The organism is Aeromonas sp. Y318-3, assembly GCF_027706185.1.
Classification (GTDB): domain Bacteria; phylum Pseudomonadota; class Gammaproteobacteria; order Enterobacterales; family Aeromonadaceae; genus Aeromonas; species Aeromonas veronii.
Window position 1 is genome coordinate 106,531 of sequence record NZ_JAPDCN010000011.1, and the last position, 25,984, is coordinate 132,514.

23 protein-coding genes are annotated in these 25,984 nt (G+C 61.8%); 11 read left to right on the forward strand and 12 right to left on the reverse strand.

The annotated features are described in order from the left end of the window. Positions 1 to 3 precede the first annotated feature (3 nt). The 4 genes from OKB77_RS15735 to add all read left to right on the forward strand — a co-directional run bounded on the left by OKB77_RS15735 (position 4) and on the right by add (position 4,295). Entirely contained in the window at positions 4 to 582 is a 579-nt protein-coding gene (locus OKB77_RS15735) for a DUF4124 domain-containing protein (protein WP_265776089.1), read from the forward strand. 86 nt (positions 583 to 668) lie between these two features. Continuing rightward, a complete protein-coding gene (gene glnL, locus OKB77_RS15740; protein ID WP_270817948.1) occupies positions 669 to 1,724 on the forward strand; it encodes a nitrogen regulation protein NR(II) in 1,056 nt (351 codons plus the stop codon). A gap of 9 nt (positions 1,725 to 1,733) precedes the next feature. Continuing rightward, the gene (glnG, locus tag OKB77_RS15745; protein WP_005339666.1) at positions 1,734 to 3,152 is read left to right on the forward strand and encodes a nitrogen regulation protein NR(I); all 1,419 of its coding nucleotides are present in this window, start codon (positions 1,734 to 1,736) and stop codon (positions 3,150 to 3,152) included. Positions 3,153 to 3,293: 141 nt separating this feature from the next. Next, positions 3,294 to 4,295, forward strand: a complete 1,002-nt coding sequence (add, locus tag OKB77_RS15750; RefSeq protein WP_150390116.1) for an adenosine deaminase — start codon at positions 3,294 to 3,296, stop codon at positions 4,293 to 4,295. A gap of 151 nt (positions 4,296 to 4,446) precedes the next feature. On the opposite strand, the gene rmuC is transcribed toward add, so the two are convergent. Beyond that, on the reverse strand, positions 4,447 to 5,787 hold the full coding sequence (gene rmuC / locus OKB77_RS15755; RefSeq protein WP_265776087.1) for a DNA recombination protein RmuC: 1,341 nt from the start codon (positions 5,785 to 5,787) through the stop codon (positions 4,447 to 4,449). Beyond that, positions 5,784 to 5,999 carry a hypothetical protein gene (locus tag OKB77_RS15760; RefSeq protein ID WP_005339659.1) on the reverse strand — a complete coding sequence of 72 codons (216 nt, stop codon included), beginning with the start codon at positions 5,997 to 5,999 and terminating at the stop codon, positions 5,784 to 5,786. Before OKB77_RS15760 ends, rmuC begins: the two co-directional genes overlap by 4 nt. A gap of 140 nt (positions 6,000 to 6,139) precedes the next feature. On the opposite strand from OKB77_RS15760, the gene OKB77_RS15765 reads away from it, so the two are divergent. Next, a complete protein-coding gene (locus OKB77_RS15765; RefSeq protein ID WP_005339657.1) occupies positions 6,140 to 6,661 on the forward strand; it encodes a ferredoxin-type protein NapF in 522 nt (173 codons plus the stop codon). A 72-nt stretch (positions 6,662 to 6,733) separates the two neighbouring features. Here OKB77_RS15765 and OKB77_RS15770 read toward each other — a convergent pair whose 3' ends face one another. The 6 genes from OKB77_RS15770 to OKB77_RS15795 all read right to left on the reverse strand — a co-directional run bounded on the left by OKB77_RS15770 (position 6,734) and on the right by OKB77_RS15795 (position 13,353). Continuing rightward, positions 6,734 to 7,186 carry an Rrf2 family transcriptional regulator gene (locus tag OKB77_RS15770; RefSeq protein ID WP_005339654.1) on the reverse strand — a complete coding sequence of 151 codons (453 nt, stop codon included), beginning with the start codon at positions 7,184 to 7,186 and terminating at the stop codon, positions 6,734 to 6,736. Between the two features lie 344 nt (positions 7,187 to 7,530). After that, positions 7,531 to 8,370 carry a PfkB family carbohydrate kinase gene (locus OKB77_RS15775; protein WP_042062429.1) on the reverse strand — a complete coding sequence of 280 codons (840 nt, stop codon included), beginning with the start codon at positions 8,368 to 8,370 and terminating at the stop codon, positions 7,531 to 7,533. 106 nt (positions 8,371 to 8,476) lie between these two features. Next, positions 8,477 to 9,448, reverse strand: a complete 972-nt coding sequence (locus tag OKB77_RS15780; RefSeq protein WP_005339651.1) for a LysR substrate-binding domain-containing protein — start codon at positions 9,446 to 9,448, stop codon at positions 8,477 to 8,479. A gap of 183 nt (positions 9,449 to 9,631) precedes the next feature. Beyond that, positions 9,632 to 10,360, reverse strand: a complete 729-nt coding sequence (locus OKB77_RS15785) for a glutamine amidotransferase-related protein (protein WP_144715811.1) — start codon at positions 10,358 to 10,360, stop codon at positions 9,632 to 9,634. Between the two features lie 83 nt (positions 10,361 to 10,443). Further along, entirely contained in the window at positions 10,444 to 11,940 is a 1,497-nt protein-coding gene (locus OKB77_RS15790; RefSeq protein WP_265776086.1) for a CoA-acylating methylmalonate-semialdehyde dehydrogenase, read from the reverse strand. An 81-nt stretch (positions 11,941 to 12,021) separates the two neighbouring features. Next, entirely contained in the window at positions 12,022 to 13,353 is a 1,332-nt protein-coding gene (locus OKB77_RS15795; protein WP_265776085.1) for an aspartate aminotransferase family protein, read from the reverse strand. A 186-nt stretch (positions 13,354 to 13,539) separates the two neighbouring features. Between OKB77_RS15795 and OKB77_RS15800 the strand changes: the two genes are divergently transcribed. From OKB77_RS15800 to OKB77_RS15825, 6 genes are all read left to right on the forward strand, one after another. Next, positions 13,540 to 14,082, forward strand: coding sequence for a cupin domain-containing protein (locus OKB77_RS15800; RefSeq protein WP_005339643.1), 543 nt, complete (start codon positions 13,540 to 13,542; stop codon positions 14,080 to 14,082). Between the two features lie 124 nt (positions 14,083 to 14,206). Next, complete coding sequence (locus OKB77_RS15805) at positions 14,207 to 15,703, forward strand: aldehyde dehydrogenase (protein WP_257686833.1); 1,497 nt, start codon at positions 14,207 to 14,209, stop codon at positions 15,701 to 15,703. Between the two features lie 126 nt (positions 15,704 to 15,829). Further along, positions 15,830 to 16,000, forward strand: coding sequence for a hypothetical protein (locus OKB77_RS15810; RefSeq protein WP_005341999.1), 171 nt, complete (start codon positions 15,830 to 15,832; stop codon positions 15,998 to 16,000). A 125-nt stretch (positions 16,001 to 16,125) separates the two neighbouring features. Further along, positions 16,126 to 17,022 carry an EamA family transporter RarD gene (rarD, locus tag OKB77_RS15815; RefSeq protein WP_005356175.1) on the forward strand — a complete coding sequence of 299 codons (897 nt, stop codon included), beginning with the start codon at positions 16,126 to 16,128 and terminating at the stop codon, positions 17,020 to 17,022. A 181-nt stretch (positions 17,023 to 17,203) separates the two neighbouring features. Then, the gene (locus OKB77_RS15820) at positions 17,204 to 18,823 is read left to right on the forward strand and encodes a methyl-accepting chemotaxis protein (protein WP_270817950.1); all 1,620 of its coding nucleotides are present in this window, start codon (positions 17,204 to 17,206) and stop codon (positions 18,821 to 18,823) included. A gap of 122 nt (positions 18,824 to 18,945) precedes the next feature. Beyond that, on the forward strand, positions 18,946 to 20,055 hold the full coding sequence (locus tag OKB77_RS15825; RefSeq protein WP_270817951.1) for a YeeE/YedE thiosulfate transporter family protein: 1,110 nt from the start codon (positions 18,946 to 18,948) through the stop codon (positions 20,053 to 20,055). A gap of 79 nt (positions 20,056 to 20,134) precedes the next feature. Here OKB77_RS15825 and ompA read toward each other — a convergent pair whose 3' ends face one another. From ompA to OKB77_RS15845, 4 genes are all read right to left on the reverse strand, one after another. Next, on the reverse strand, positions 20,135 to 21,229 hold the full coding sequence (ompA, locus tag OKB77_RS15830) for a porin OmpA (protein WP_270817952.1): 1,095 nt from the start codon (positions 21,227 to 21,229) through the stop codon (positions 20,135 to 20,137). A 289-nt stretch (positions 21,230 to 21,518) separates the two neighbouring features. Further along, entirely contained in the window at positions 21,519 to 23,039 is a 1,521-nt protein-coding gene (gene ilvA / locus OKB77_RS15835) for a threonine ammonia-lyase, biosynthetic (protein ID WP_042055330.1), read from the reverse strand. A 3-nt stretch (positions 23,040 to 23,042) separates the two neighbouring features. Then, entirely contained in the window at positions 23,043 to 24,884 is a 1,842-nt protein-coding gene (gene ilvD, locus OKB77_RS15840; RefSeq protein ID WP_270817953.1) for a dihydroxy-acid dehydratase, read from the reverse strand. Positions 24,885 to 25,028: 144 nt separating this feature from the next. After that, entirely contained in the window at positions 25,029 to 25,973 is a 945-nt protein-coding gene (locus OKB77_RS15845; protein WP_270817954.1) for a branched-chain amino acid transaminase, read from the reverse strand. Positions 25,974 to 25,984: the final 11 nt, after the last annotated feature.

Here is a 25,984-nt window from a genome sequence, read left to right on the forward strand (position 1 = left end):
TGGATGAACAACAAGCATGGCATAGGGGTGCTCGGCCTCCTGTTGCTGACCTCATTCGGTGCGGACGCGGCCAAGGTCTACTCCTGGGTCGATGGCAATGGCATCACCCACTACTCGGATGCGCCACCACCCGGCAAAAACGCCAAAGAGGTCGATCTGCGGGTCGCCCCGCTGCTGGGCAGCAGCGCGCCCAGATCGGTGCAGGTGGATAACTTCAACAGCCTGACTGGCGCCGATGCCAAGAAAGAGAAAGAGGTTGCCAAGCTGACCATCGAACTGCTCTCCCCGGAACAGGGCAGCACCCTGCGCGACAACACAGGCAACATAGTCTTTCAGGGCACCATCAGCCCCAAACCTCCGACCCAGTATGATGTGCGCCTGACCCTGGATGGCAAAGCCGCCCCCATCGTCAGCAACAGCCTCTCTGTACGGGTCGAAAACGTCGATCGCGGCGCCCACGAGGCTCAGCTCGAGCTGCTCGCCAAAGACGGTACGATCCTTGCTAAATCCAGTGCAGTCACCTTTTACCTGCATAGAGCGAGCGTGACGCCGGCTCCCAAACCCACCCCCAAAGCCGACTAGGGGTGATATAGCGCACCGATGCGGGTAAACTCTATGCACCATATCGGTGCATAACAGGTGTGTAGCACCGTTTTAGGGAGAAACCTGTGCCAACCCGCTCGGACAACGCCAAAACACTCTTGGATAATTTGCTGACCGCCGTGATCCTGATGGATGAGCGGCTCTGCATCCAGTTCGTCAACCCGGCGGCTGAACAGCTGCTCTCTCTCAGTAAACGCAGGCTGATCGGCATCGAACTGCCCCATCTGCTGGAACATATCTCCCTCGATTTGCAGCGGCTCAAGCAGTGCCTCGTATCAGGGCAGGGCTTTACCGATAGCGAAGTGACTCTGGTGGTAGAGGGAGAACCGCGACTGGTGGAGCTGAGCGCCACCCCGATGGCCGACCACGAACAACGTCTGCTGGTGGTGGAGCTGCGCAAGATCGACCAGCAGAAGAAGATCAGCCAGGAGCAGCAGCAACATGCCCAGCAGCTGGCGGCCAAGGAGCTGGTGCGCGGGCTGGCCCACGAAATCAAGAATCCCCTCGGCGGCCTGCGCGGCGCGGCGCAGCTGCTGCAAAAAGAGCTGCCGGATCCGGCGCTGCGCGAATATACCGGCATCATCATCGAACAGGCTGACAGGCTGCGGGTACTGGTCGATCGGCTGCTCGGCCCCCAGCGCCCCGGCCGTCACCAGATGCACAATGTCCATTCGGTGCTGGAGCAGGTACGCCGACTGGTGGAGCTGGAGCTACCACCGACGGTGCGCATCGAACGGGATTACGACCCCAGCATCCCCGAATTCGAGATGGAGCCGGATCAACTGCAGCAGGCGTTTCTCAACATAGTGCGCAACGCCGCCGAAGCGCTGGGGGATCAGACCGGGCTTATCCGCATCAAGACTCGCACCGCGTTCCAGATCACCATCCACGGCCAGCGCTACCGGCTGGCGGCGGAGATCAAGATCATCGACAACGGCCCCGGCATTCCCGATGCCATTCGCGACACCCTGTTCTATCCCATGATCACCGGCAAGGAGGGGGGAACCGGGCTCGGCCTCTCCATCGCCCAGAACCTGATCGACCAGCACAAGGGGCGAATTGACTGCATCAGCTGGCCGGGTCACACCGAATTCACCATTTTTCTACCGCTTCGCAAGTAAGGGAACCCCATGACCGCCAAAGTGTGGATCGTCGATGACGACAGTTCTATCCGCTGGGTGCTGGAGCGCACTCTCGGCAGCGAAGGCTTCAACTGCGAAAGCTTTGCCGATGGCGAAGCCCTGCTGCACGCCCTTGAGCTGCGCTCGCCCGATGTGATCCTCTCCGATATCCGGATGCCCGGCATCGACGGCCTGAGCCTGCTTGAGCAGATCCATCGCCGTCAGGCCGATCTGCCCATCATCATCATGACCGCCCACTCGGATCTCGACAGCGCGGTCAACGCCTACCAGCGCGGCGCCTTCGAGTACCTGCCCAAACCGTTCGACATCGACGAAGCAGTGACCCTGGTGCGGCGCGCCGAGAATCACCTCAAGGAGCAGCGCACCAAGCGCAAGTCTCGCCAGCAAGAGGCGACAGCCACCCCGGAGATCATCGGTGAAGCACCGGCGATGCAGGAGGTGTTCCGCGCCATCGGTCGCCTGTCACGCTCCAGCATCTCGGTGCTGATCAACGGTCAGAGCGGTACCGGCAAGGAGCTGGTCGCCCACGCCCTGCACAAGCACAGCCCGCGCGCCCACAAGAACTTTATCGCCCTCAACATGGCGGCCATCCCCAAAGATCTCATCGAATCCGAGCTGTTCGGTCACGAGAAGGGGGCTTTCACCGGCGCCAACAACATCCGCCATGGCCGCTTCGAGCAGGCCGACGGCGGCACCCTGTTTCTCGACGAGATCGGCGACATGCCGCTGGATGTGCAGACCCGGCTGCTGCGGGTCTTGGCCGATGGCCAGTTCTATCGAGTCGGCGGCCACCAGCCGGTGCAGGTAGACGTGCGGATCATCGCCGCCACCCACCAGAATCTGGAAAAGCGGGTGGCCGATGGCGAGTTTCGCGAGGATCTGTTTCACCGCCTCAACGTCATTCGCATCCATATTCCTGCCCTCAAGGAGCGCCGTGAGGATATCCCCCAACTGGCCCGTCACTTCCTGCTGCGCGCAGCCAAAGAGCTGAACGTCGAGGCCAAGAGCCTGCACCCCGATACCCAGGCCTATATCAGCCGCCTGCCCTGGCCGGGCAACGTGCGCCAGCTGGAGAACGTCTGTCGCTGGCTCACCGTGATGGCATCCGGTCAGGAAGTGCTGGTCGGCGACCTGCCTGCCGAGCTGCTCACCCCCATCACCCACAACGCCGAACCGGGTCAACCGGCGTTGCCCGGTTGCTGGCAGCAACAGTTGCAGGAGTGGGTGGCCAGCAAGCTGGCGCTGGGAGAGACAGACATCCTGGCCGATGCCATGCCCCAGTTCGAGCGGATCATGCTGGAAACCGCGCTGGAACACACTCACGGCCACAAGCAGGAGGCCGCCCGCCTGCTCGGTTGGGGTCGCAACACCCTGACCCGCAAGCTGAAGGAACTCGATCTCTCCTGAGTCCCGGGGAAAAACGATTCCCATCACGCCCTGACAAATCACCGCCCGCCAGAACCCCGTTTAACCATAAACGGGGTATCTTTTTTGAAAGCCCCGCCTAGAATGGCAGGCTTTCAAACCTGACTCGACGAGGGCGCCCCAATGATTGACAGATCTCTCCCCCTGACCGACCTGCACCGCCATCTGGACGGCAACATCAGCCCGCAAACCATCCTCGAGCTGGGTCGCCAACACAATATCCCGCTGCCCGCATTCGAGCTGGAAGCGCTGCGTCCCCACGTACAGATCGTCGAGAACGAGCCGAGTCTGGTTGCCTTCCTGAAGAAACTGGACTGGGGTGTGGCCGTGCTGGCAGACTATGACGCCTGCCGCCGGGTCGCCTACGAGAACGTGGAAGATCTGCTGCGCGCCGGTATCGACTATGCCGAGCTGCGCTTCAGCCCGGCCTATATGGCCATGGCCCACAAGCTGCACCCGCAGGGCGTGGTGGAAGCCATCATCGACGGCGTGGCCGCGGGCAGCCGCGATTTCGGTATCAAGACCAACCTGATCGGCATCATGAGCCGCACCTTCGGCACCGAACAGTGCAATCAGGAGCTGGCCGCCTGTCTGGCCCACCGCGACAAGCTGGTCGCCATCGATCTGGCTGGTGACGAACTGGGCTTCCCGGGCGAACTCTTTGTCGACCACTTCCGCAAGGTGCGCGATGCGGGCATGCGCGTCACGGTGCACGCAGGTGAAGCCGCCGGCCCCGAAAGCATGTGGCAGGCCATTCGCGAGCTGGGCGCCGAGCGTATCGGCCACGGCGTCAAAGCGATTCAGGATCCGGCCCTGATGGCCTATCTGGCCGAACACCGCATCGGCATCGAATCCTGCCTCACCTCCAACATCCAGACCACTACGGTGGCGAGCCTGACCGAGCACCCGATCCGCCAGTTCCTGGCTGCCGGTGTACTGGCCTGCCTCAACACCGACGACCCGGCAGTAGAGGGCATCGACCTGCCGCACGAATATGAGGTGGCCGCTCCGGCCGCTGGCATGACGGCGAGCGAGATCCGCACCGCCCAGCAGAATGGCCTGACCCTGGCCTTCCTGAGCGATAGCGAGAAGGCAGAGCTGAGCGCCCGCGCTGCCAGCCGCTGATCCACACCGGCACTGCAAATAAAAACGGCCCACTTCGGTGGGCCGTTTGCTTTGCGGATTTCTGATAATGGGTAAGCACTTGGCCAGCTGACAGATAGCAAAAGGCCCAAACCGGGTTTGGGCCTTGGCTGATGGCGGTACAGGGGAAAAACTACTCCCGCTCCTTGTCGCGCTCCAGCGCCCGCTCCACCAACGGCTCGGGCAGGCTCTTGGTCACCTCCACCCCCAGCTCGCGGAAACGCTCGACCTGCGCAATCAGGTTGCCACGGCCGTTGACCAGCCGTCCCATCGCCTTGTCGTAGCTCTCCTGCGCCTTGTGCAGGCTGCCGCCCATCTGCTGCATCTCCTCGACAAACAGCCGCAGCTTTTCGTAGAGGCGACCGGCTCGCTCGGCAATCTGGCGGGCATTCTGGTTTTGCCGCTCGTAACGCCACAGGTTCTCGATGGTGCGCAGCGCCACCATCAGGTTGGTGGGGCTCACCAGCAGGATATTGTTGTCGAGGCCGTAACGCACCAGCGAGGGATCGGCCTCCATCGCGGTGAGGAAGGCAGGCTCTACCGCCACGAACATCAGCACATAGTCGAGGGTGCGCACCCCGGGCAGCTGCTGGTAATCCTTGCGGCCCAGCTCGCGGATATGGTTGCGCACCGAGGCGACGTGCTCTTTCAGCGCCACCGCCTTCTCCAGCTCGTCCTCGGCGTTGTACCAGCGCTCGTAGGCGGTCAGCGACACCTTGGCGTCGATGATGATGTCCTTCTCCTGCGGCAGGTGGACAATCACGTCGGGCTGGTAGCGCTTGCCCTTCTCTACCTCGATATTGACCTGGGTGTGGTACTCGTGGCCCTCGCGCAAGCCGCATTCGCTGAGGATGCGCGCCAGCACCACCTCGCCCCAGTTGCCCTGCTGCTTGCTGTCGCCCTTGAGGGCGCGGGTCAGGGCGGCCGCCTCTTCGGTCATGCGGGCATTGAGCTCGGCAAGGCGCTCCAGCTCGAACTTGAGACTGTGGCGCTGGGCCGTCTCCTGAGCGTGAGTCTCGCCTACCTGACGACGAAAGCCCTCGAGCTGCTCTTTGAGCGGGGTGAGCAGCAGATCGAGGCTATTCTGGTTCAATTCGCGGAAGTTGCCGGAGTTTTGCTCGAAGATCCGGTTGGCGAGATTCTCGAACTGCTGGCTGAGGCGCTGCTCCGCCTCCTGTTGCAGTTGCAGCTTCTCGGCGGCGGCCAGCCGTTCGCTGCGCAGGGTCGCTTCCGCATCCTTGAGGCGGGCGGTGAGCTTGATCAGCAGGGTCTGCTGCTGATCCAGCTTCTGCTGGCCCTGCATCCGCTCATCCTGCAATTCGTCGAAGCGGTCCTGCAGCGCCTGATAACGCTCCTGCGCCAGCATCAGCTCCTGAGCCTGCGCCGTGGCGGCCCGTCGCCCGATCAGCCAGCCAAGCCCGAGGGCCAGTGCGGTGGCGGGCAACAAGATCCCCCAGAGTCCTGGGTCGATCATTTGCGGCTCCGCTGACGCAGGAAGAGTTCGAGATAGCGGTTAACCAGGATCCAAAGCACCACGTAGATGAGGTAAGCGGCCAGCACCACCCACTTGTGGGTGTTGACGCCGGTATCGAGCTCGGCGAACTCGATATCCTTGATGCGGCAGTAGGCCCACATCAGCAGGGGAAAGACATAGAGCAGGGACGCACGCCAGAGAAATAGCCACATATGTTTTCATTCAACCACGTAAAAAGACCCGCCTAGCTTACACAAGGGCAACTGCGCTTGCGATCCTGACGGCCGCTATTCTCTGGCCTGCTTCCCGAAACTTCGATAAAATTAACCCCTAATAGGTATCAGGGGCGAGCATGACTCACTATTTCCTCCGTTGGCTAACACAAGGTTGGCAAGCTTCCCGCAAGCCCGCCGTGGTTTGCCATGAAGCGCGCCCGCCGTGGGCCATCGAGGAGTCCCAGTACCTCTCCCTCTGCACCCGCTGTGGCGAGTGTTTCAAGGCCTGCCCGCGCGGTCTGCTCAAACCGGCCACCCAGGAGGAGTACGAGGGGAGCCCCATCGCCGGTACCCCGGTACTCGATCTCGCCTGCGGCCAGTGCAGCTACTGCGGCAGCTGCGCCAGAGCCTGTCCCACCGGCGCCCTCGACCTGCAACTGGGCCGTCAGGTGCAGACCCGGGTACAGATTGAAGAGAGTTGTCAGGCACGGCAGGGCTTCTACTGTCTGCTCTGTGAAGATGCCTGCCCGCAACAGGCGATCAAGGCCACAGCCGACGGCATCAACGTCAATATGGATGCCTGCAATGGCTGCGGTGCCTGCGGCCTCGCCTGCCTGCACGGCGCCATTACCCTGATCCGCCAGCCAGGCAGTCGCTAAAAACCACCTGCGTACAAAAGCAAAAGGGGCCATCAGGCCCCTTTCACATCTTGTTCGATATTCCACGCACCGTCAGGCCATGGTCACAATAGTCTCTTGCTCGATACCCAGCAGGTGGCAAAGACGGTTGGGATCGCGCACCGCATCAGCCAGGGTGTACTCACCCAGCACTTCGAGGAAAGCGTTCATGGCGCGGCGCAGAATGCCCTGAATGCGGCAACCACCGGAGAGACGGCAGTTTTCGCGCTTGCAGTCGACCGGACAGAGCACATGCTCCATGTCCATCACCACATCCCGCAAATTGATGGAGACCGCCGATCGACCGAGGCGGATACCGCCATGTTTGCCGCGTACCGTCTCGATGTACCCCTTGATGCCAAGCTGGTGCACAATTTTGACCACGTGGTTGCGAGAGATGCCAAAGGTATCGGCCACTTCGGTAATGGTCGACAGACGATCCCCCGGCTGAACCGCCAGGAAGGTCAGGGTACGCAGGGCGTAGTCGGTAAATCGTGTCAGTTGCATGGTCGCACTTGCCTCTTACTACAAGCCAGGAATCAGGACGACAACGTTGAGCTAAGAGGCAGGAGACAACCGGTTCGCCTCTGTTTGCCAATTGGTTCGCCAGAGGGGGCCTGTCTCTTAATCTGAGTTGCGGAGTGACAGGTTAAGAGCAGCACAACCGGGTGTCGATGAAGATGCACATAAATCGACACTTTCTTTGATTGATCGCAAACTTGCCGGGTTAGCCCGGCGTTTACCCGCTTTATGGCGGGTAAATCTCCCGAACCATCCCCCTCACCAAGCCCATTCGACCAGCAGCCAGATGGCCTGCGAACCGCCCCTCAATCGACAGTCAAGGAGGTGGTTCAGTGGGGCTGTTTCAGCCAATTTTTCAGCGCGACCGAGGGAATGGAGCTCTCTGAGGCGACGGCAAACGCCCCCCAGTCCACCGCGCACTGCAACGCATCCTTGATCGCCATGCCCCGCGCCAGACCGTGGATCAATCCACCAGCGAAAGCATCCCCCGCCCCCGTGGTATCGACCACAGATACTGGCCGGGCGGCAACCCGGATCTGCTCCTCGCCATGAATGGCCACCGCCCCCGCCTTCCCTTCGGTCAATACCAGCCACTCCAACTGCTCCCCCGCCAGCTGGCGGGCATGTTGCCAAGGGTCGCTCACCTCGCCAAGATCGGAGCGGGAGGCCACCAGCACATGGCAGGGACGGCGCGCTTGGCCGCCCTTGGGATACTGGGCCACCACGAAGCTCTTGCCGAGCATCTGGCGCATGTAGCTGATGATGGCGGTGCCGGGATAGTTCACATAGAGGCAATCCACCCCCTCCAGCGGCAGATCGCCGGGCAGATCGGGGCGCCGTGGGCGGCGCAGTATGGTGCGCTCGCCAGTGGAGTCCACCAGGATCAGCAGCTCGCCGGTCTCGCCGCCAAAGCGCTCCACATGGCTGCAATCCAGCCCGTAACCGGCCGCCTGCTCCAGCAGCCAGTCGCCGGTCTCGTCCAGCCCGATACGGGAAGCAATGGTCACCTCGTGACCTGCCCACACCAGCCCGATGCCGGTATTGGCGGCGCCACCGCCGAGCCTGCGCCCCTGATCCACATATTGCAGCCGGGCCCCCGCCACCAGCGGTTCGGAGAGGGAGAGCACATGATCACAGTTGAGATTGGCAAGCAGCAGAATGCGGGACATAGAGACCTCGGACGATGGAGATAGCCCAAAAGAGACAGGCTGAACCCCGAGTAGAGCCCAGCCTGACAGAAGAGACAACCGGCAGCGATCGGGAATCCGATCGGGATCAATAGATGGGCAGTTCCACCCCGGCCAGCAGCTCGTCGATGCGCGCCTGACTCGGCTGCTGCATCACGCTCTGGATCACCTCCTTGGTGAGGTGGGGCGAGAAGGAGCTGATGAAGTCATACATGTAGTTCTGCAGCAAGATGCTCTTGCTGAAACAGATCTGCGCCGGACAGGGCTTGAACAGGTGCTCCAGATTGATGGAGACCAGCCCGGGGCTGTCGGTGTCGTTGGCCACCAGCGAGGAGATGATGCCGATGCCAAAGCCCAGCTCCACGTAGCGTTTGATCACTCCGGCATCCATTACCGTCATGTAGTAACTCGGGGTCAGCCCCGCCGCCTGAAACACCTCGTCCTGCACCTGACGACCGGTGGCGCCGCTCTCGTAACTGAGGATCGGGTAGTGGCAGAGCTGCTCCAACGTCGGCTTCTTCACCTTGGCCAACGGGTGATCCTGCGGCACCACCAGCGAGAGAGTCCAGAGGTAGGCGGGCAGCGCGATCAGCTCCTTGTCGAAGCCAATCTCGTGGGCAACGATGGAAAAATCGGAGTAACCCTTGCTGATCTGCTCCTTGCTCGCCGACATCACCGGATGGAGGTGGAACGAGATCTTGGGGTACTTCTTGGTGAAGTAGGTAACCGATTTGGGCAGCAGATAGCGGGCAATGGTGTGGGTGGTGTGAATATTGAGGGTGCCCACGGTCGGATCCAGATACTCGCGGGATATCGCCTTGATCTTGCTCTCGATGTTGAGCATCGCCTCGGCACACTTGATGATCTCTTCCCCCACCGGCGTAATGCGGTGCAGGTGCTTGCCACGGCGCTCGAAAATCCGCACCCCCAGCTCGCTCTCCAGCAGGCCAATCTGTTTGCTGACCCCCGGCTGACTGGTGAAGAGCGCATCGGAAGCCACCGAGACGTTGAGGTTGTGGTCCCGGATCGCGATCAAATACTTCAATTGCTGTAGTTTCAAGGCGTCACACTCTCACACTGGTTTGGCTCAGACAGGTTTGGCTCAGGCCGGGACGGCAATCAAGCCAGACAAACAGGCCGCCACATGGGCGGCCAGTGTACCATCCGATCCCGACATCTCAGCGCTTGATCCTTCATTTTGCTACAAAATCTAGCATCCGAAGGGGTGGCTGACAAACCGGGTTCAGGCCGCGCCAGCCCGCAGCGGCAGGATCCCCAGAAACTGCAGCAGCCATTGCATCATGGTCGCCGAATCCACCTCCCCCTCCAGCGAGGAGAGGCTGCTCTGGTAGCGCTCGTCGGGCAACAGGCCGCGGCGCCGCTCGATCAGCGCCCGGTTGTACTCCACCGAGAACTCCGGATGCCCCTGAATGGCGACGATGTGATCCCCCTGCAAAAACATGAAGTTGGGACAAAAATCGTTACCCGCCAGTCGGGTTGCCCCCGGCGGCAGCAGGGCCACCTGATCCTGATGGCTGGCCAGAATGCGGATCTGATCCCGCGCCGGCGCCATCCAGGGCTCATCTGCCAACATGGGGTGCACCGCCACCCCCAGCCCCCATCCCTTGGTGGACTTCACCACTTCGCCACCGAGCGCCTGGGCGATCACCTGATGACCGAAGCAGACACCGGCCAGCTTGACGTCGGCATCGTGCGCCTGGCGGATCCATGCCCGCAGAGCCTGAATCCAGGGGATATCGCTATAGGCGTCGTGGCGCGAACCTGTGATGAGCCAGGCATCGCACTCGTGCAGATCCTCCGGCAATTCCCCATCAAGGGCAGACCAGACCCGAAATTCCAGTTCGGGGGCCAGGGCCGCAAAGCCCCTGATAAACATCTCGGAGTAAACGGGGCCAAAACGATCCGCCAGATCGGGATCGAGCCGGTCACAATCGAGAATTCCCAATCGCATCTGTTGTTCCTTTACAGAGTTCGCCCCCGCCAATCATCGACCGGCGAGGGCAAGAGGTTAGGCCATGAGCACGCGCCAGCGCGTCACTTCATGGTCGGCATGGAGAACTCGGCACCACTGCGCAGGCTCTGGGGCCAGCGCGCCGTCACCGTCTTCATCCGGGTATAAAAGCGAACCCCGTCCGGCCCGTGCATGTTGAGCGGCCCGAAGATGGAGCGCTTCCAACCGCCAAAGCTGTGAAACGCCATCGGCACCGGAATGGGAACGTTCACCCCTACCATACCGACCTGCACCCGCGCCGTGAAGTCCCGCGCGGTGTCGCCATCGCAGGTAAAGATGGCGGTGCCGTTGCCGTACTCGTGCTCGTTGATGAGGCGCAGCGCCGTCTCGTAGTCCGGCACCCGTACGATGGAGAGCACAGGGCCGAAGATCTCCTCGCGGTAGATGCGCATCTCGGGGGTTACCTGGTCAAACAGGCAGCCACCGATAAAGTAGCCCTCATCGTGGCTCAGCGTACGACCATCGACCCGCAACGCGGCTCCTTCGGCCACCCCCTGATCCACGTAGCCGCGTACCTTGGCCAGATGCTCCTTGCTGATGAGCGGCCCCATTTCGTTCTCCGGGCTCTGGCCCAGCCCCGGGCCCACCCGCAGTTTTTCCACCAACGGCGTCAGCTTGGCCACCAACGCATCAGCGGTCTCGTCACCCACTACCACGGCTACCGAGATCGCCATGCAGCGCTCGCCCGCTGCCCCATAAGCAGCCCCCATCAGGGCGGAGACCGCCTGATCGAGATCCGCATCCGGCATCACCACCATGTGGTTCTTGGCGCCGCCCAGCGCCTGTACCCGTTTGCCGTGGGCCGAAGCGGTAGCATAGATGTACTGGGCGATGGGGGTGGAGCCGACAAACGACACGGCTCCGACCCGCGGATCGGTCAGCAGCACTTCCACCACCTCCTTGTCACCGTTCACCACGTTGAGCACGCCGTCCGGCAGGCCGGCCTCCTTAAGCAGCTCGGCCATCCGCAGCGAGAGGGAGGGATCCTTCTCGGAGGGTTTGAGGATAAAGGTGTTACCGCAGGCGATGGCGACCGGAAACATCCAGAGTGGCACCATGGCCGGGAAGTTGAACGGGGTGATACCGGCGCAAACCCCCACCGGCTGCATCATGGAGTAGCTGTCTACCCCGCGACCGACGTTGAGGGAGTGCTCCCCCTTGAGCAGATGGGGAATGCCGCAGGCAAACTCCACCACCTCCAGCCCGCGGGTCAACTCGCCCTGCGCATCGGAGAAGACCTTGCCATGCTCGCGGCTGATGAGCTGGGCCAACTCGTCCCTGTGCTGCTCCATCAACTCCTTGAAGCGGAAAAAGACCCGGGCCCGCACCAGCGGCGGGGTTTGTGACCAGTCGGCAAAGGCGCGCTCGGCGATGGCGATCGCCTCCTGACACTCGGCGGCGCTGGACAGCCCGACGCTCCCCTGCTGCTTGCCGCAGGCGGGATTGAAGATGGCCCCCTGGCGCTCGCTGCGACTCTCCTGCGGCTGGCCGTTGATGAAGTTGCTGACCCTGTATGTCATGTATCCTCCGTGATAACTGATGCGGTAAATGCGCTGAGCAAATCAACGCAAGGCCCCGCCAGTGCGGGGCCATCAAATCGGTTAAGGTTGTGCCTGCAGGGCATCCTGCAGCAGGGTGAAGAGATCGTCGATCTGGCTGCGCTCGATGATGAGGGGCGGCGACAGGGCGATGATGTCGCCAGTCACCCGGATCAGTGCCCCCTTCTCGAAGCAGCGCACGAACACCTCATAGGCGCGCTTGCCCGGTGCATCCGGCATCGATTCCAGCTCGATACCCGCCACCAGCCCGTAGTTGCGTACATCCTTCACATGCTTGCAGCCCTTCAGCGAATGGGCCGCCTCCTCCCAGTAGCCCGCCAGATCGGCGGCGCGGCTGAGCAGGTTCTCGTTGCGATAGATCTCGAGGGTCGCGAGACCCGCAGCAGCAGCCACCGGATGGCCGGAGTAGGTGTAGCCGTGGAACAGCTCGATAGCCCCCTTGCTTGCCGCCATCATGTCGTCATAAATGTGCTTCTGCACCAGCACCGCGCCCATGGGGATAGCGCCGTTGGTGAGCCCCTTGGCGCAAGTGATCATGTCGGGGATGACGTCGAACTCCTGTGCTGCGAAGGGGGAGCCGAGGCGACCGAAACCGGTGATCACCTCGTCAAAAATCAGCAGGATGCCGTGCTTGGTGCAGATCTCCCGCAGCCGCTTGAGGTAGCCTTTGGGGGGCATCAGCACGCCGGTACTGCCAGCGATGGGCTCGACGATCACCGCCGCGATATTGCTGGCATCGTGCAGGAAGACGATCTTCTCCAGCTCGTCGGCCAGCGCTACATCCTCCTCGGGCAGCCCTTTGGTGAAGGCATTCTTGGCGATGTTGAGGGTATGGGGCAGATGATCCACCCCGGTCAGCAAGGAGCCGAACCACTTGCGGTTACCGGGGATCCCCCCCACCGAGATGCCGCCAAAGCCGACCCCGTGATAGCCACGCTCGCGGCCAATCAGCCGGGTGCGGGTGCCCTGACCGCGAGCCCGCTGCCAGGCCAGCGCGATTTTGAGCGCGGTATCGACCGACTCGGAACCCGAGTTGGTGTAGAAGACATGGCCAAAGCCCTTGGGAGCGATCTCCACCAGCTTGTTGGCCAGCTCGAACGGCAGGGGGTGGCCCATCTGGAATGTGGGAGCAAAATCGAGGTGGGAAATCTGCTGGGAAACCGCCTCGGCAATCTCGCGCCGACCATGGCCCGCGTTGCAACACCAGAGTCCGGCTGTGCCATCCAGTATCTTGCGGCCATCCTCTGAGTGATAATACATCCCCTCTGCCGACTTCAGGATGCGCGGCGCCGCCTTGAACTGCTGGTTGGCGGTGAACGGCATCCAGAAGGCGGACATGTCGGAGGGCGTATTGATGTCGCTGATCGGTTTCATGGTCACCTCATCCTTAAGGTGTTTAGCAACTGTCGGCCAATGCCTATTAAATTAAACACCTGAATCCATAAAAAAGGGCCCGTTATCGCCCTGTCTGGTGCCACCCCTAGCTAGACGCATCAGCAGGGTGGTATAAGATATTTAACACAATTTTAATAATAGTAAACAGTCAAGGAGTGTCTATAGATGGATATCGGTCACCGCCTCAAGGCGGTTCGCACCAAGGCAGCCCTCTCCCAGCGCGAGCTGGCCAAGCGCTCCGGTGTGACCAACGGATTTATCTCCCAGATCGAGAAAAATCAGGTGAGCCCCTCTGTCGCCTCCCTGCGCAAGGTGCTGGAAGGGATCCCCATGTCGCTGGCCAGCTTCTTCACCGAAGAGACTGAAATGGGCACCGAAGTGATCTTCCGCGCCGCCGATATGCCGGATCTCGGCACCCATCCCATCAGCTACCGGCTGGTCGGGCACAGCCGCGCCAACCGCGCCATCGGCATGTTGCAGGAGGTGCTGCCACCGGGCGCCGACACCGGCGACGACATGCTGAGTCACGAGGGTGAAGAGTGCGGCATCGTCATCAAGGGCGAAGTTGAAGTGACCGTGGGCGAGCAGATCTACCTGCTGGGCGCCGGGGATGGCTACTACTTCGACAGCCGCACCCCCCACCGTTTTCGCAATAGCGGCGAGCAGGAGTGCGTGCTGATCTCGGCCAACACCCCCGCCAGTTTCTGACATTCAGACGCGCATCGGCAGGGGCGCAATGTTTAATGAATTGTTACAAGATGGATTTACAAGCGGCAGGATGTTTAGCATATTGATACGCGGAAACTGACTTTTGCCGGTTCAAGGAGTGAACATGAGTGACCTGACCCTGGCCCAGTGGCAACACAAGGCCGCCCACCTGACCCTGCCCTCGCAAGCCTTTATCAACGGCAGCTATCGGGATGCCGTCAATGGCGCCACCTTCGATTGCATCAACCCGGCCAACGGCAAGCTGCTGACCAAGGTGGCAGCCTGCGATGCCGCCGATGCCGAACTGGCGGTACAGGCTGCCCGTGACGCCTTCAACGACAAGCGTTGGAGCGGCCTGCCGCCGAAACAGCGCAAACAGATCATGCAGCGTTTCGCCGAGCTGATGCGCCTCAACAAGGTGGAGCTGGCGCTGCTGGAGTCGCTGGATATGGGCAAACCCATCGGCGATGCCATGGGCTATGACGCCCCCGCCGCCGCCAACTGCATCGCCTGGAACGCCGAAGCGATCGACAAGATCTACGACCAGGTCGCCCCGGTCGAGGAGTCCGCCCTGGCACTGGTGACCCGCGAAGCGCTCGGAGTGGTTGCCGCCATCGTGCCCTGGAACTTCCCGCTGGTGATGGCCTGCTGGAAGCTGGGCCCGGCGCTCGCTACCGGCAACTCGGTCATTCTCAAGCCTTCCGAGAAATCCCCCCTGACCGCCCTGCGTATCGCCGGTCTGGCCAAGGAGGCGGGTATTCCGGACGGCGTGTTCAATGTGCTGCCGGGCTTTGGCCATACCGTGGGTGAGGCGCTGGCCATGCATATGGATGTGGATTGCATCACCTTCACTGGCTCCACCAAGATCGGCAAACATCTGGTGCAGTGCTCCGGCAAGTCCAACCTCAAGCGCGCCTTTATGGAGTGCGGCGGCAAGAGCCCCAACATCATACTGGCGGATGCGCCGGATCTGGACGCAGCGGCCAAGAGCGCCGCTGGCGCCATCTTCTACAACCAGGGCGAGGTATGTACCGCCGCCTCTCGGCTGCTGGTGCAAAACAGCATCAAACCGCAATTTATGGAGCGACTGCTGGCCCATGCCCGCGAGTGGATCTCGGCCAACCCGCTCGACCCTGCGACCCGCATCGGCGCCATGGTGGATCACATCCAGATGGAGCAGGTGCTGCGCTATATCGAGATTGGCAAGCAGGAGGGGGCCAAGCTGCTGCTGGGCGGCAACCGCACCAATATGGAGAGTGGCGGCTTCTATATCGAACCCACTATTTTCGACGACGTGACCCCGCAGATGCGCATCTTCCGCGAGGAGATCTTCGGCCCTGTGCTGGCGGTGACCGGCTTCGATACGCTGGAAGAGGCCATTGCGCTCGGCAACGACACCGACTATGGGCTGGCGGCGGCGATCTGGACGGCGGATCTCAACAAGGCGGTGAAAGGCTCCCGCGCCCTGCGCGCCGGTACAGTGTTCGTCAACAACTGGGACGGTGGTGACATGACCATGCCGTTTGGCGGCTTCAAACAGTCCGGCAACGGTCGCGACAAGTCACTTCATGCGCTGGAGAAGTACACCGAGCTGAAAAGCACCTGGATTCAGCTGGAATAACACGACAAAGCAGCACTATCAGATCAAAAAGGGGGAGAAATCCCCCTTTTGCATTTTTGGCCTTCCATCACCGGGCTCAATCCTTATAATGATAAAAAAGCCAACATGTTAAATATAAAGACAAAAATGCTATTTTTTCTGGGAAGCGTACTTTTTCTGGTGATCGGTTTGCCCCTGCTGTTCTTCGTGCTGGGGCACGGCGAGGCCTACGTGACCTGGGGCCCCTGGATCTCCGCCATCGCCCTGATGTTGTGGCTGTTGATGGACGTCGACAAGATCCGCCGTGGTAAAGGCTGACCGGCCAGCCACACTCCTCCTTTCCCTCAAACGTCGTTTATTCGCTTCTTTCCCCGCAAAAGGATCGCTACACTGATTTTTTGCGATGTTTTCCCGCATCCAACACTTCAGTAAAGGTCATCCGCATGCCGCAACAGATCCAGCGTCAGGGCGTCATCTACGCCCTGTGCGCCTATACCCTTTGGGGCATAGCCCCTATCTATTTCAAGACCATCTCTGCCGTCCCGGCCGCCGAGATCCTGACCCACCGGATGATCTGGTCCTGCGTGCTGCTGATGGTACTCACCCTGGCAGGCCGTCAGTGGCACAAGGTGCAGGCGGTGCTGCGCCAGCCAAAAGTGTTGCTCACCCTGGCGTTTACCTCGGTCACCGTCGGCGGCAACTGGCTGCTGTTTATCTGGGCCATCAACAACGGTCACATGCTGGATGCCAGCCTCGGCTACTACATCAACCCGCTGTTCAACGTGCTGTTGGGAATGGTGTTTCTGAGCGAGAAGCTGCGCCGCCTGCAGTGGTGGGCGGTGGCGCTGGCCTTTGCCGGGGTGGCGATCCAGCTTATCGCCTTTGGCTCCTTGCCCTGGATTGCGCTGGTGCTGGCGTCGAGCTTTGCCATCTATGGGCTGGTGCGCAAAAAACTGGCCCTCGATGCCCTCACCGGTCTGCTGATCGAAACCATGATCATGCTGCCGCCAGCGGCCATCTATCTGTGGGGCTTTGCCGACAGCCCCACCAGCCATCTCACCCAGAACGACTGGCATCTCAACCTGCTGCTGATCGCCGCAGGCGCCGTCACCACGGCCCCCCTGCTCTGCTTCACTGCCGCCGCGACCAGGCTCAAGCTCTCCACCCTGGGCTTCTTCCAGTACATAGGCCCCAGCCTGATGTTCATCCTCGCCGTTACCCTCTATGGGGAAGCACTGGCGATGGACAAACTGCTCACCTTTGCCTGCATCTGGAGCGCGCTGGTGCTGTTCAGTCTGGATGGGCTGCGCAGCGGCAAAGCCGCGCCAAGCCGGACCTGACACCGCCTCACCACCAGCGACCCCGGCTCATCAGCCGGGGTTCTTTTTCATGGCACCAGAGGCCTTCAGACTGAGACTTCCCCTTCTCCAGAGCCGACTGACCATCAACAGACCACACTCGAGTCGCACCATCCCGCCAGAGAGCTATGCTATCCATGGAACGGAGCCGAATGGAGGCATCATGCTCAAGCACATTCACGACAGATCCCTGCTTTTTGGTCAGGTTCTGGGGATCATGGTCATTATCACGCTGATCTCCATCAGCTTTTTCGGGCTTTATTCGGTCCGGAGCGCAGCCGATCAGATGGGACAGGGGAAGGATGTGGTCGCCGATATCCTGCCACCTCCGCTCTACCTCATCGAATCCCAACTGCAGGTCTATACCCTGCTCCATGCCAAACCGGAGGAGCGGGAGGCCCTGCTGCAAACCCTCGCCCGACTGCAGCAAGAGTTCGAGAGCCGTAACCGCTTCTGGCAAGAGAGCAGCCTGAACGAGCCCCTCAGGGAGCTGCTGCTGGGGGAGCAAAAAGTGCAGGGGGAGCTGTTCTGGCAGTTGCTCAACGACAAGTTTGTCCCCGCCATCAAGGTGGGGGACCTGGCGCAGGCGGGCGCGATTGCGGCGCGCCTGCACACCCTCTATAACGCCCACCGGCTAGGGGTGGACGCCACCGTCATCCGCGGTAACGAGTATGCCGCCGAGCAAATGGCCCATCTCGCCAACACCACTCGACTCTGCTACGGCCTGCTGTTGTGCGCCGCACTGCTGGGGGCCGGGCTCATCTTCTGGCTGGGACGCCCCACCCAACAGCGACTGCTGGCCGCTGGCAAGGCCACCGCCGCCATCGCCGAAGGGGAGTTGAACCGCCCCATGCCAGAGCCGGGCCTCGATGCCATCGGCGAGCTGATCCGCCAGATCGGGGCCATGCGTGACCAGCTGGCAACCCTGGTGGAGTCGCTGCAGCGCAGCGCCAGTACGCTGGATGATCGCGCCACCAGCCTGACCGCCATGGCACAACGGCACACCGATGACAGTCAGGCACAGGTCGGGGCGGCCCACCATATCGAACAGGCCATCGAACAGCTCACCCACTCCATTGAACAGGCGGGTAGCCAGCTGCATCAGGTGGGGGAGCAAACCCTGCAGTCAGCAGAGCGGGCACAAGAGGCGACACTCGCCATCCACACCGTGGAACAGGTGATCGGGGAGCAAGTCACGGGCGTGAAGCAGGTCTCCCATACCATTTCGGATCTGGCTGGCCTCTCGCAGCAGATTGCCGGGCTGGCGGGCGCCATTCACGATATTGCGGAGCAGACCAATCTGCTGGCGCTGAACGCCGCCATTGAAGCGGCGCGGGCAGGCGAACAGGGACGCGGTTTTGCCGTGGTGGCCGATGAAGTACGCTCGCTGGCGACCCGCACCGGCAGCGCCACCACCGAGATCAACACCATCATCGGCAAGATCCAGGATGTCAGTCTGCGCGCCGCCAGCGAGATGGATACCGAGCTGGCCCGGGTCGAACAGGCGGTCACTCACACGATGACAGCGCGCCAGAGCGTCGCCCGGATCGCGCAGAGCTGCGAGGAGATCAACCAGCGCATCGCTCAGGTCGATCAGTTGATGAGCGATGAGAGCCGGCTGGTACAAGGGATCCACCATCAGGTCGGCGAGATGTCGCGGTTGGCGGCCGAGGCCAACCAGAGCGCCAGTCAGGCCGCCGAAGAGGCGACCATGGTCGCCCAGCACGCCCGCATCCTGACTAGGCAGACTCACCACTTCCATCTCGACACCACCCGCCATTGATCCCCGGCGCTGACGGGAGTCAGCGCTCCCCTTTTTCTCTGCACTGGTTAAATGGGTAGCATTAGACTCCATGAGGGAATAGGATCCGCCCCTCTGAAAACCAACTGCAAGGATCAACTGACATGACTCGAAAATGGTCGCTCCCCATCGTGGTAATCGCGGGGGGAGCGTTACTCTGGCTTGGCAACACCTTTGGTATGAAATGGGCTCTGATGGCCCTGATCGGATTCGGCTTCGGCTTCACCCTCTCCTTCAGTCGATTCGGCATCGTATTCGGTTGGCGCGAAATGCTGACCAAACGCAACAGCTACTACGTGCGGGTTCACCTGCTCACCATCGCCATCGAAATTCTGCTGTTCACCACCTTCCTCTCCTTTAGCCACGCCCTGTTTGGCGATGCCATGGTGGGTAACGTGATGGCTATCGGCATTCCCTTCATCGTCGGAGCCTTCCTGTTCGGCATCGGCATGCAGCTGGCAGGCGTCTGTGCCACCGGCACTCTTTACTGCTGCGGCGAGGGACAACCCCGCTTCTGGCTGGTGCTGATCTGCTACGGCATCGGCACCCTCATCAGCAACCAGTTCCGCCCCGAACTGGAGGCTACCTTCTCCAGCCATGTGGTGCTGGCCAAGGATTTGACCGGCAATATCTGGAGCGGCATGCTGCTCAATCTGGCGCTGGTCGCTGCGCTGTTCCTGCTGTTTCGCAACAGCGAACTCAAGCACACCGGGGAGCTCAAGCCCCTCTTCAGCGGTGGCAACCTGTTCTGGCGCGATGGCCGCTTCACCGTGCTGACCGGCGGCATCATCATAGCTCTGCTCAACTCGTCCGTGGTCGCTCTGCACGGCTCGGCCTGGACCATCACAGGCGCCGTCTATGACATGGCGCTGCGCGGTGCCTCCCTGTTTGGCCTGTTCGAGGGGAACCCCAAGCTGGCCCAGCCACTCTTTATCAACCCCATGGTCGGCATGTTCTGGCTCGGTATTCTGGGGGCAATGCTGGCGCGCAGCCTGAGCGGTGGCGGCAACTTCACCCCGATGCGGATCGGCAACAGTCTGGCCTCCATCATCGGCGGCCTGCTGATGGGGATGGGCGCCATGTACGCCGCCTGCAACCTCGGCGGCTTCTTCGACGGCACCGCCTCTGGCAGCCTGCACGGCTGGGTCTGGATGCTGATGGCCCTGGCGGGCAGCCTCATCGGCATTCGCCTGCGCCCGCTGTTCGGGCTCTGAGGCACGACATCGTAAACACCCCATAAGAAACGGGAGGCCAAGCCTCCCGTTTTTACATTTATTGCTCCCGTCGCTCTGCTTATTGGACAGGCTGGGAAACCCCTTCCAGATGGATTTCTACCCGGCGATCCGGTGCCAGACAGGCGATCAGCTCCTGTTTGGAGCGGCTGGCACAGCTGCTGCCAGTGACCGGATTGGCCTTGCCACGCCCCTCAACCCGTACCTTGTCGGCATACAAGCCTTTGGATACCAGATAGCTGGCCACACTCTGGGCCCGCTTCTCGGATAGTGCCAGGTTGTAGTTGTCGGAACCGATGCGGTCGGTATAACCGATGACAGTTGCGACGCCATCTTTCGGATTGGCCGCCACAATCTGGCTGAACAGGGCATCGAGCGCCTGATTGGCAGCCGGTTTCAGGGTCGCCTTGTTGAACTCGAACAGCACATCGGAACTCAGACTGAAGGTCTTGGGCTCAACCACGGCTACAGGTGCCGGTTCGGCGGCCGTAGCGGGAGCCGGTGCTACGACCTCGCCACCTTGCTGACCGAAGCGATAGAGCATCCCGAACGAGATCAGGCCGTTATCCATCTCGATGCCGGAGCGATCGAGAGAGGCATCTCCCAGCGGCGTGGTGTACTGGTACTCCAGACGGGCAGCCCAGTCACGATCGATGGCGTATTCGGCACCCAGCGCACCAACGAAGGCGGCGCCATGCTTTTTACCGGTCTCGCTGGTATTGGCGAAGCTGATCTCGCTATCCGTCCAGGCATAGGCGCCGCCCAGTCGACCATAAAGATCGAGCACATTTGTTGCCGGGAAGCTGATCTTCATGGTGGCCTGAATCATCTGGCTCTTGGCTTCGGTATTGAGGATATTGGCGCCAGTGCCCGAAGTGGTGTCGTATTTGCCAAGCCAGTCATAACCCAGCTCGAAACCCAGGTTGGGGTTGAGCTGGTAACCGGCGAACAGGCCCAGACCCAGATCATCCGTGTTCTCGCTGGTATTACCCAACGTCTGGGCAATCGACTCGGCATACTGGTTGTGGTCAACGCCATAGTAATTGGACCAACCGGCCTTGCCACCGACATACCAGGTATTGTCCTGAGCGGCGGCCTGCACGGCTCCGGCCGCCAGCAAGCCACTGACCAATACGGCAAGCATGGATTTATTCATATTTTCGCCTCTGCAATAAGTCGTTATGGGCGCCTGAGTGCGCACTTTCCCTGTGTGAAGCCGTCAGGCGGCCTCTCCGTTATTCAGGGTATCCCATCCGAACGCAGCCTCAAATGACCAAGCCATCAGGAGTGTGAGCTTGCCAGCAATATCAGGCGTAAAAATCACCTGTGTACCTATTCACACTGTTTTGCCAGTTAAACCATGACGTTGCGTCGTACGGAGTGGACCTATCCGCACGCAGCAATAGAAAAGGGAGGCATAACGCCTCCCTTGAAGCCTCCCTTGCTCAACTGGCCAGAAACAACCGGTAGGCGGGGTCGTCGCTCACCTCTTTCCAGCCGTAGCCAATCTCGCGCAGGTAGTCGTGGAAGGCGGCCACGTCCTCGTCCGGCAGCTCGAACGCACAGAGCACCCGGCCGTAGTCGGCACCGTGGTTGCGGTAGTGGAACAGGCTGATGTTCCAGCGACAGCCGAGGGTCTCGAGGAAGCGCATCAGGGCACCCGGCTGCTCCGGAAACTTGAAGCTGTAGAGACGTTCGCCGAGGGGGCGGGCCGGGCGGCCGCCAATCATGTAACGCACATGATTCTTGGCCAGCTCGCTCTCGGTCATGTTGACCACCGGGTAGCCGTTGCCGCCGAGCTGATCGATGATCTGGCCCAGCTCTTCGTCACCGCCAGTGAGGCGCACCGAGACGAACAGCGACGCCTGCTCGGCATCGGCGTAGCGGTAGTTGAACTCGGTCACCATACGGGGCCCGAGCTGACGGCAGAAGTCGAGGAAGGCCCCCTTGCGCTCGGGGATGGTCACCGCCAACATGCCCTCGCGCTTCTCGCCGATCTCGCAGCGCTCCGACACGTAGCGCAGGCTGTGGAAGTTGACGTTGGCGCCGGACAGAATGGCCGCCATCCGGCCACCCCTGACTTGCTCCCGCTCGCTGTAAGCCTTGAGTCCTGCCAACGACAGGGCGCCCGACGGCTCGGCAATGGCGCGGCAGTCGTCGAAAATGTCTTTCAGCGCGGCGCAGATCTGGTCGTTGGAGACGGTCACCACCTCGTCCAGATACTGGTTGCAGAGGCGGAAGGTCTCCTCGCCGATGCGCTTGACCGCCACCCCGTCCGCAAACAGCGAGACCCGCTCCAGATTGACCGGCTCGCCGGCCGCCAACGCGGCCTTGAGGCAGGCGGAGCCTTCAGCCTCCACCCCGATCACCTTCACATCCGGCAGCAGTTGCTTGATATAGACCGCCACCCCGGCGGCCAACCCGCCGCCCCCCACCGGCACGAACACGTGGGTGAGGTGGGTATCCTGCTCCAGCAGCTCCTTGCCGATGGTGCCCTGCCCCGCGATCACCTCGACGTCGTCAAACGGCGGGATCAGGGTGTACCCCTCCAGTTCCGCAAGGCGGCGACTCTCGCCATAGGCCTCGTCGAAACTGTTGCCGAACAGCATGACGTTGCCGCCCTGCCGGCGCACTGCGTCGATCTTGATATCCGGCGTGGTCTTGGGCATCACGATGATCGCCTTGATGCCGAGCTTGGCAGCAGACAGGGCGACCCCCTGGGCGTGGTTGCCCGCAGAGGCGGCGATAACGCCGCGCGCCTTCTGCTCCTCGGTGAGGGTGGCAATCTTGTGATAGGCGCCGCGCAGCTTGAAGGAGTGGACCGGTTGCAGATCCTCCCGCTTCAGGCTGACGTGGTTGCCAAGCCGCTCGGAGAGTTTCTTCAGGGTTTGCAAAGGGGTCACCCGCGCCGCCTCATAGACGGGGGAGAGCAACACCTTGCGTAGATAATCCGCCGCAGAGACCATGATTTATTCCCCCAGCATCGAGCGATCGCGCACCGCGCCTTTATCGGCGCTGGTGGCGAACATGGCATAGGCGCGCAGGGCAAAGGAGACCTGACGCTGACGATCGAGCGGCTTCCAGCCACGGGCTTCCACGGCGACGCGGCGGGTAGCAAGCACGCTGTCGGCCACCTCCAGCACCATGCTGCGGGCCGGGATGTTGATGCTGATGATGTCGCCATCCTCCACCAGACCTATGGTGCCGCCGGAAGCGGCCTCCGGCGAGACGTGGCCGATGGAGAGACCCGAAGTTCCGCCGGAGAAGCGACCATCGGTGATCAGGGCACACGCCTTGCCGAGCCCCATGGACTTGAGATAAGTGGTGGGGTAGAGCATCTCCTGCATGCCCGGGCCCCCTTTCGGCCCTTCGTAGCGGATCACCACTACCTCGCCCGCTTTCACGGTGCCATCGAGGATGCCGCTCACCGCGCTCTCCTGACTCTCGAACACCCGGGCCGGGCCACGGAAGGTGAGGTTCTCCTCATCCACCCCGGCAGTCTTGACGATGGCACCGTTGACCGCGAGGTTGCCGGAGAGCACGGCAAGGCCGCCCTCCTGGCTGTAGGCATTTTCCAGCGAGCGGATGCAGCCCTCGGCGCGGTCCAGATCCAGCTCCGGCCAGCGGCAATCCTGACTGAACGCCTTGGTGGTGCGGATCCCGGCCGGGCCAGCGCGGTAGAAGTCCACCACCTCCTGACTCGGCTGGCGGCTGACGTCATACTCATTGAGCTGTTCGACGAGGGAGCAACCCAGCACGGTACGGGTATCCCCATGCACCAGACCCGCTTTCTCCAGCTGGCCCAGAATGGCCACTACGCCACCGGCGCGGTGTACATCTTCCATGTGATATTTCTGGGTGGAGGGCGCCACCTTGCAGAGCTGAGGCACTTTGCGGGACATGCGGTCGATATCAGCCATGGTGAAGTCCACCCCGGCCTCCTGCGCCGCTGCCAGCAGGTGCAGCACGGTATTGGTAGAGCCGCCCATGGCGATATCGAGCGCCATGGCATTCTCGAACGCCGCCTTGGTGGCGATGTTGCGCGGCAGAGCGGTCTCGTCATCCTGCTCATACCAGCGCTTGGCCAAAGTCACGATGCGCTGGCCCGCCAGCTTGAACAGCTGCTCGCGATCGGCGTGGGTTGCCAGCATGGAGCCGTTGCCCGGCTGGGAGAGGCCGAGCGCCTCGGTCAGGCAGTTCATGGAGTTGGCGGTAAACATGCCGGAGCAGGAGCCACAGGTGGGGCAGGCACTGCGCTCCACCTGTTCGCTCTGGGCGTCCGACACCTTGGGATCGGCGCCCTGGATCATGGCATCCACCAGATCCAGCTTGATGATCTGGTCGGAAAGCTTGGTCTTGCCCGCTTCCATCGGGCCGCCGGAGACAAAAATGACCGGGATATTGATACGCAGGGCGGCCATCAGCATCCCCGGGGTGATCTTGTCGCAGTTGGAGATGCAGACCATGGCATCGGCGCAGTGGGCGTTGACCATGTACTCCACCGAATCGGCGATCAGCTCGCGCGATGGCAGGGAGTAGAGCATGCCGCCGTGGCCCATGGCGATGCCGTCATCCACGGCGATGGTGTTGAACTCCTTGGCAACACCACCCGCGGCTTCGATTTCGCGCGCCACCAGCTGGCCCAGATCCTTGAGGTGAACGTGGCCCGGCACGAACTGGGTGAAGGAGTTGACCACGGCGATGATGGGTTTGCCGAAATCCTGATCGGTCATTCCGGTGGCACGCCACAGGGCGCGGGCCCCGGCCATGTTACGTCCGTGGGTGGTGGTGGCGGATCTCAACTTCGGCATTGTCTCTACTCCCTGAATGCCCATATGGGCTCGATGCGTTATGCGGTGATGATACGAGTGGATCTGAATCGACCCTGGTGAAGGCTCCTCTGGGAAACTCTCACCGGAAGCGACTCGGGGAGGCACAGCGCCTCCCCTCTCTCATCAGTCGTTGACGGGCGTCAGCCAGCCCCACTTGTCTTCGGTCTGGCCATTGAACAGGCCGAAGAAGGCATTCTGCAGCTGCTCGGTCACCGGGCCACGGCTGCCAGCGCCCACCTTCATTCGATCGACGGAGCGCACCGGGGTCACCTCGGCGGCGGTGCCGGTCATAAAGATCTCGTCCGCCACATAGAGCGCCTCACGGGGCAGTGCCTGCTCGCGCACCTCGTAACCCAGATCACGGGCCAGCGTCATGATGGTGTCGCGGGTGATGCCGGGCAGGATGGCAGCGGTAGCGGGCGGGGTGAACAGCACGCCATTCTTCACCAGAAACAGGTTCTCCCCCGCCCCTTCACTCAGGTAACCGTTCACATCTAGCGCCAGCCCCTCGGCGAAGCCGTTGCGTTTGGCCTCGCGGCTGATCAGCTGGGATGACAAATAGTTGCCCCCGGCCTTGGCGCCGGTGGGAATGGTGTTGGGGGCGAGCCGGTTCCAGGAGGTGACGCAGACATCCACCCCGTTTTTCAGTCCCTCTTCCCCCAGATAGGCGCCCCACGGCAGGGCCGCCACCATCAGGTCGACCTTGGCATCCAGCGGCGGATGCAGCCCCAGCCCCACGTTGCCGACAAAGGCCAGCGGGCGCAGATAGCCGCTCTTCAGGCCGTTCTCGCGCACCACGGTGCGACAGGCTTCATTCACGTCGGACTCGCTGTAGGGGACGTCCATCCAGTAGATCTTGGCGGAGTCGAACAGGCGGCGGGTGTGCTCCTGCAGACGGAAAATGCAGGTGCCTTTGGGGGTATCGTAGGCACGCACCCCCTCGAACACCGAGGAGCCGTAGTGCAGGGCGTGGCTCATCACGTGCACCTGGGCATCCTGCCAGGGCACCAGTTTGCCGTTGAACCAGATGTATTGCGGGTGAGTGGCTGATTGGGAAGGCTGTGACATTGGCTTGGCTC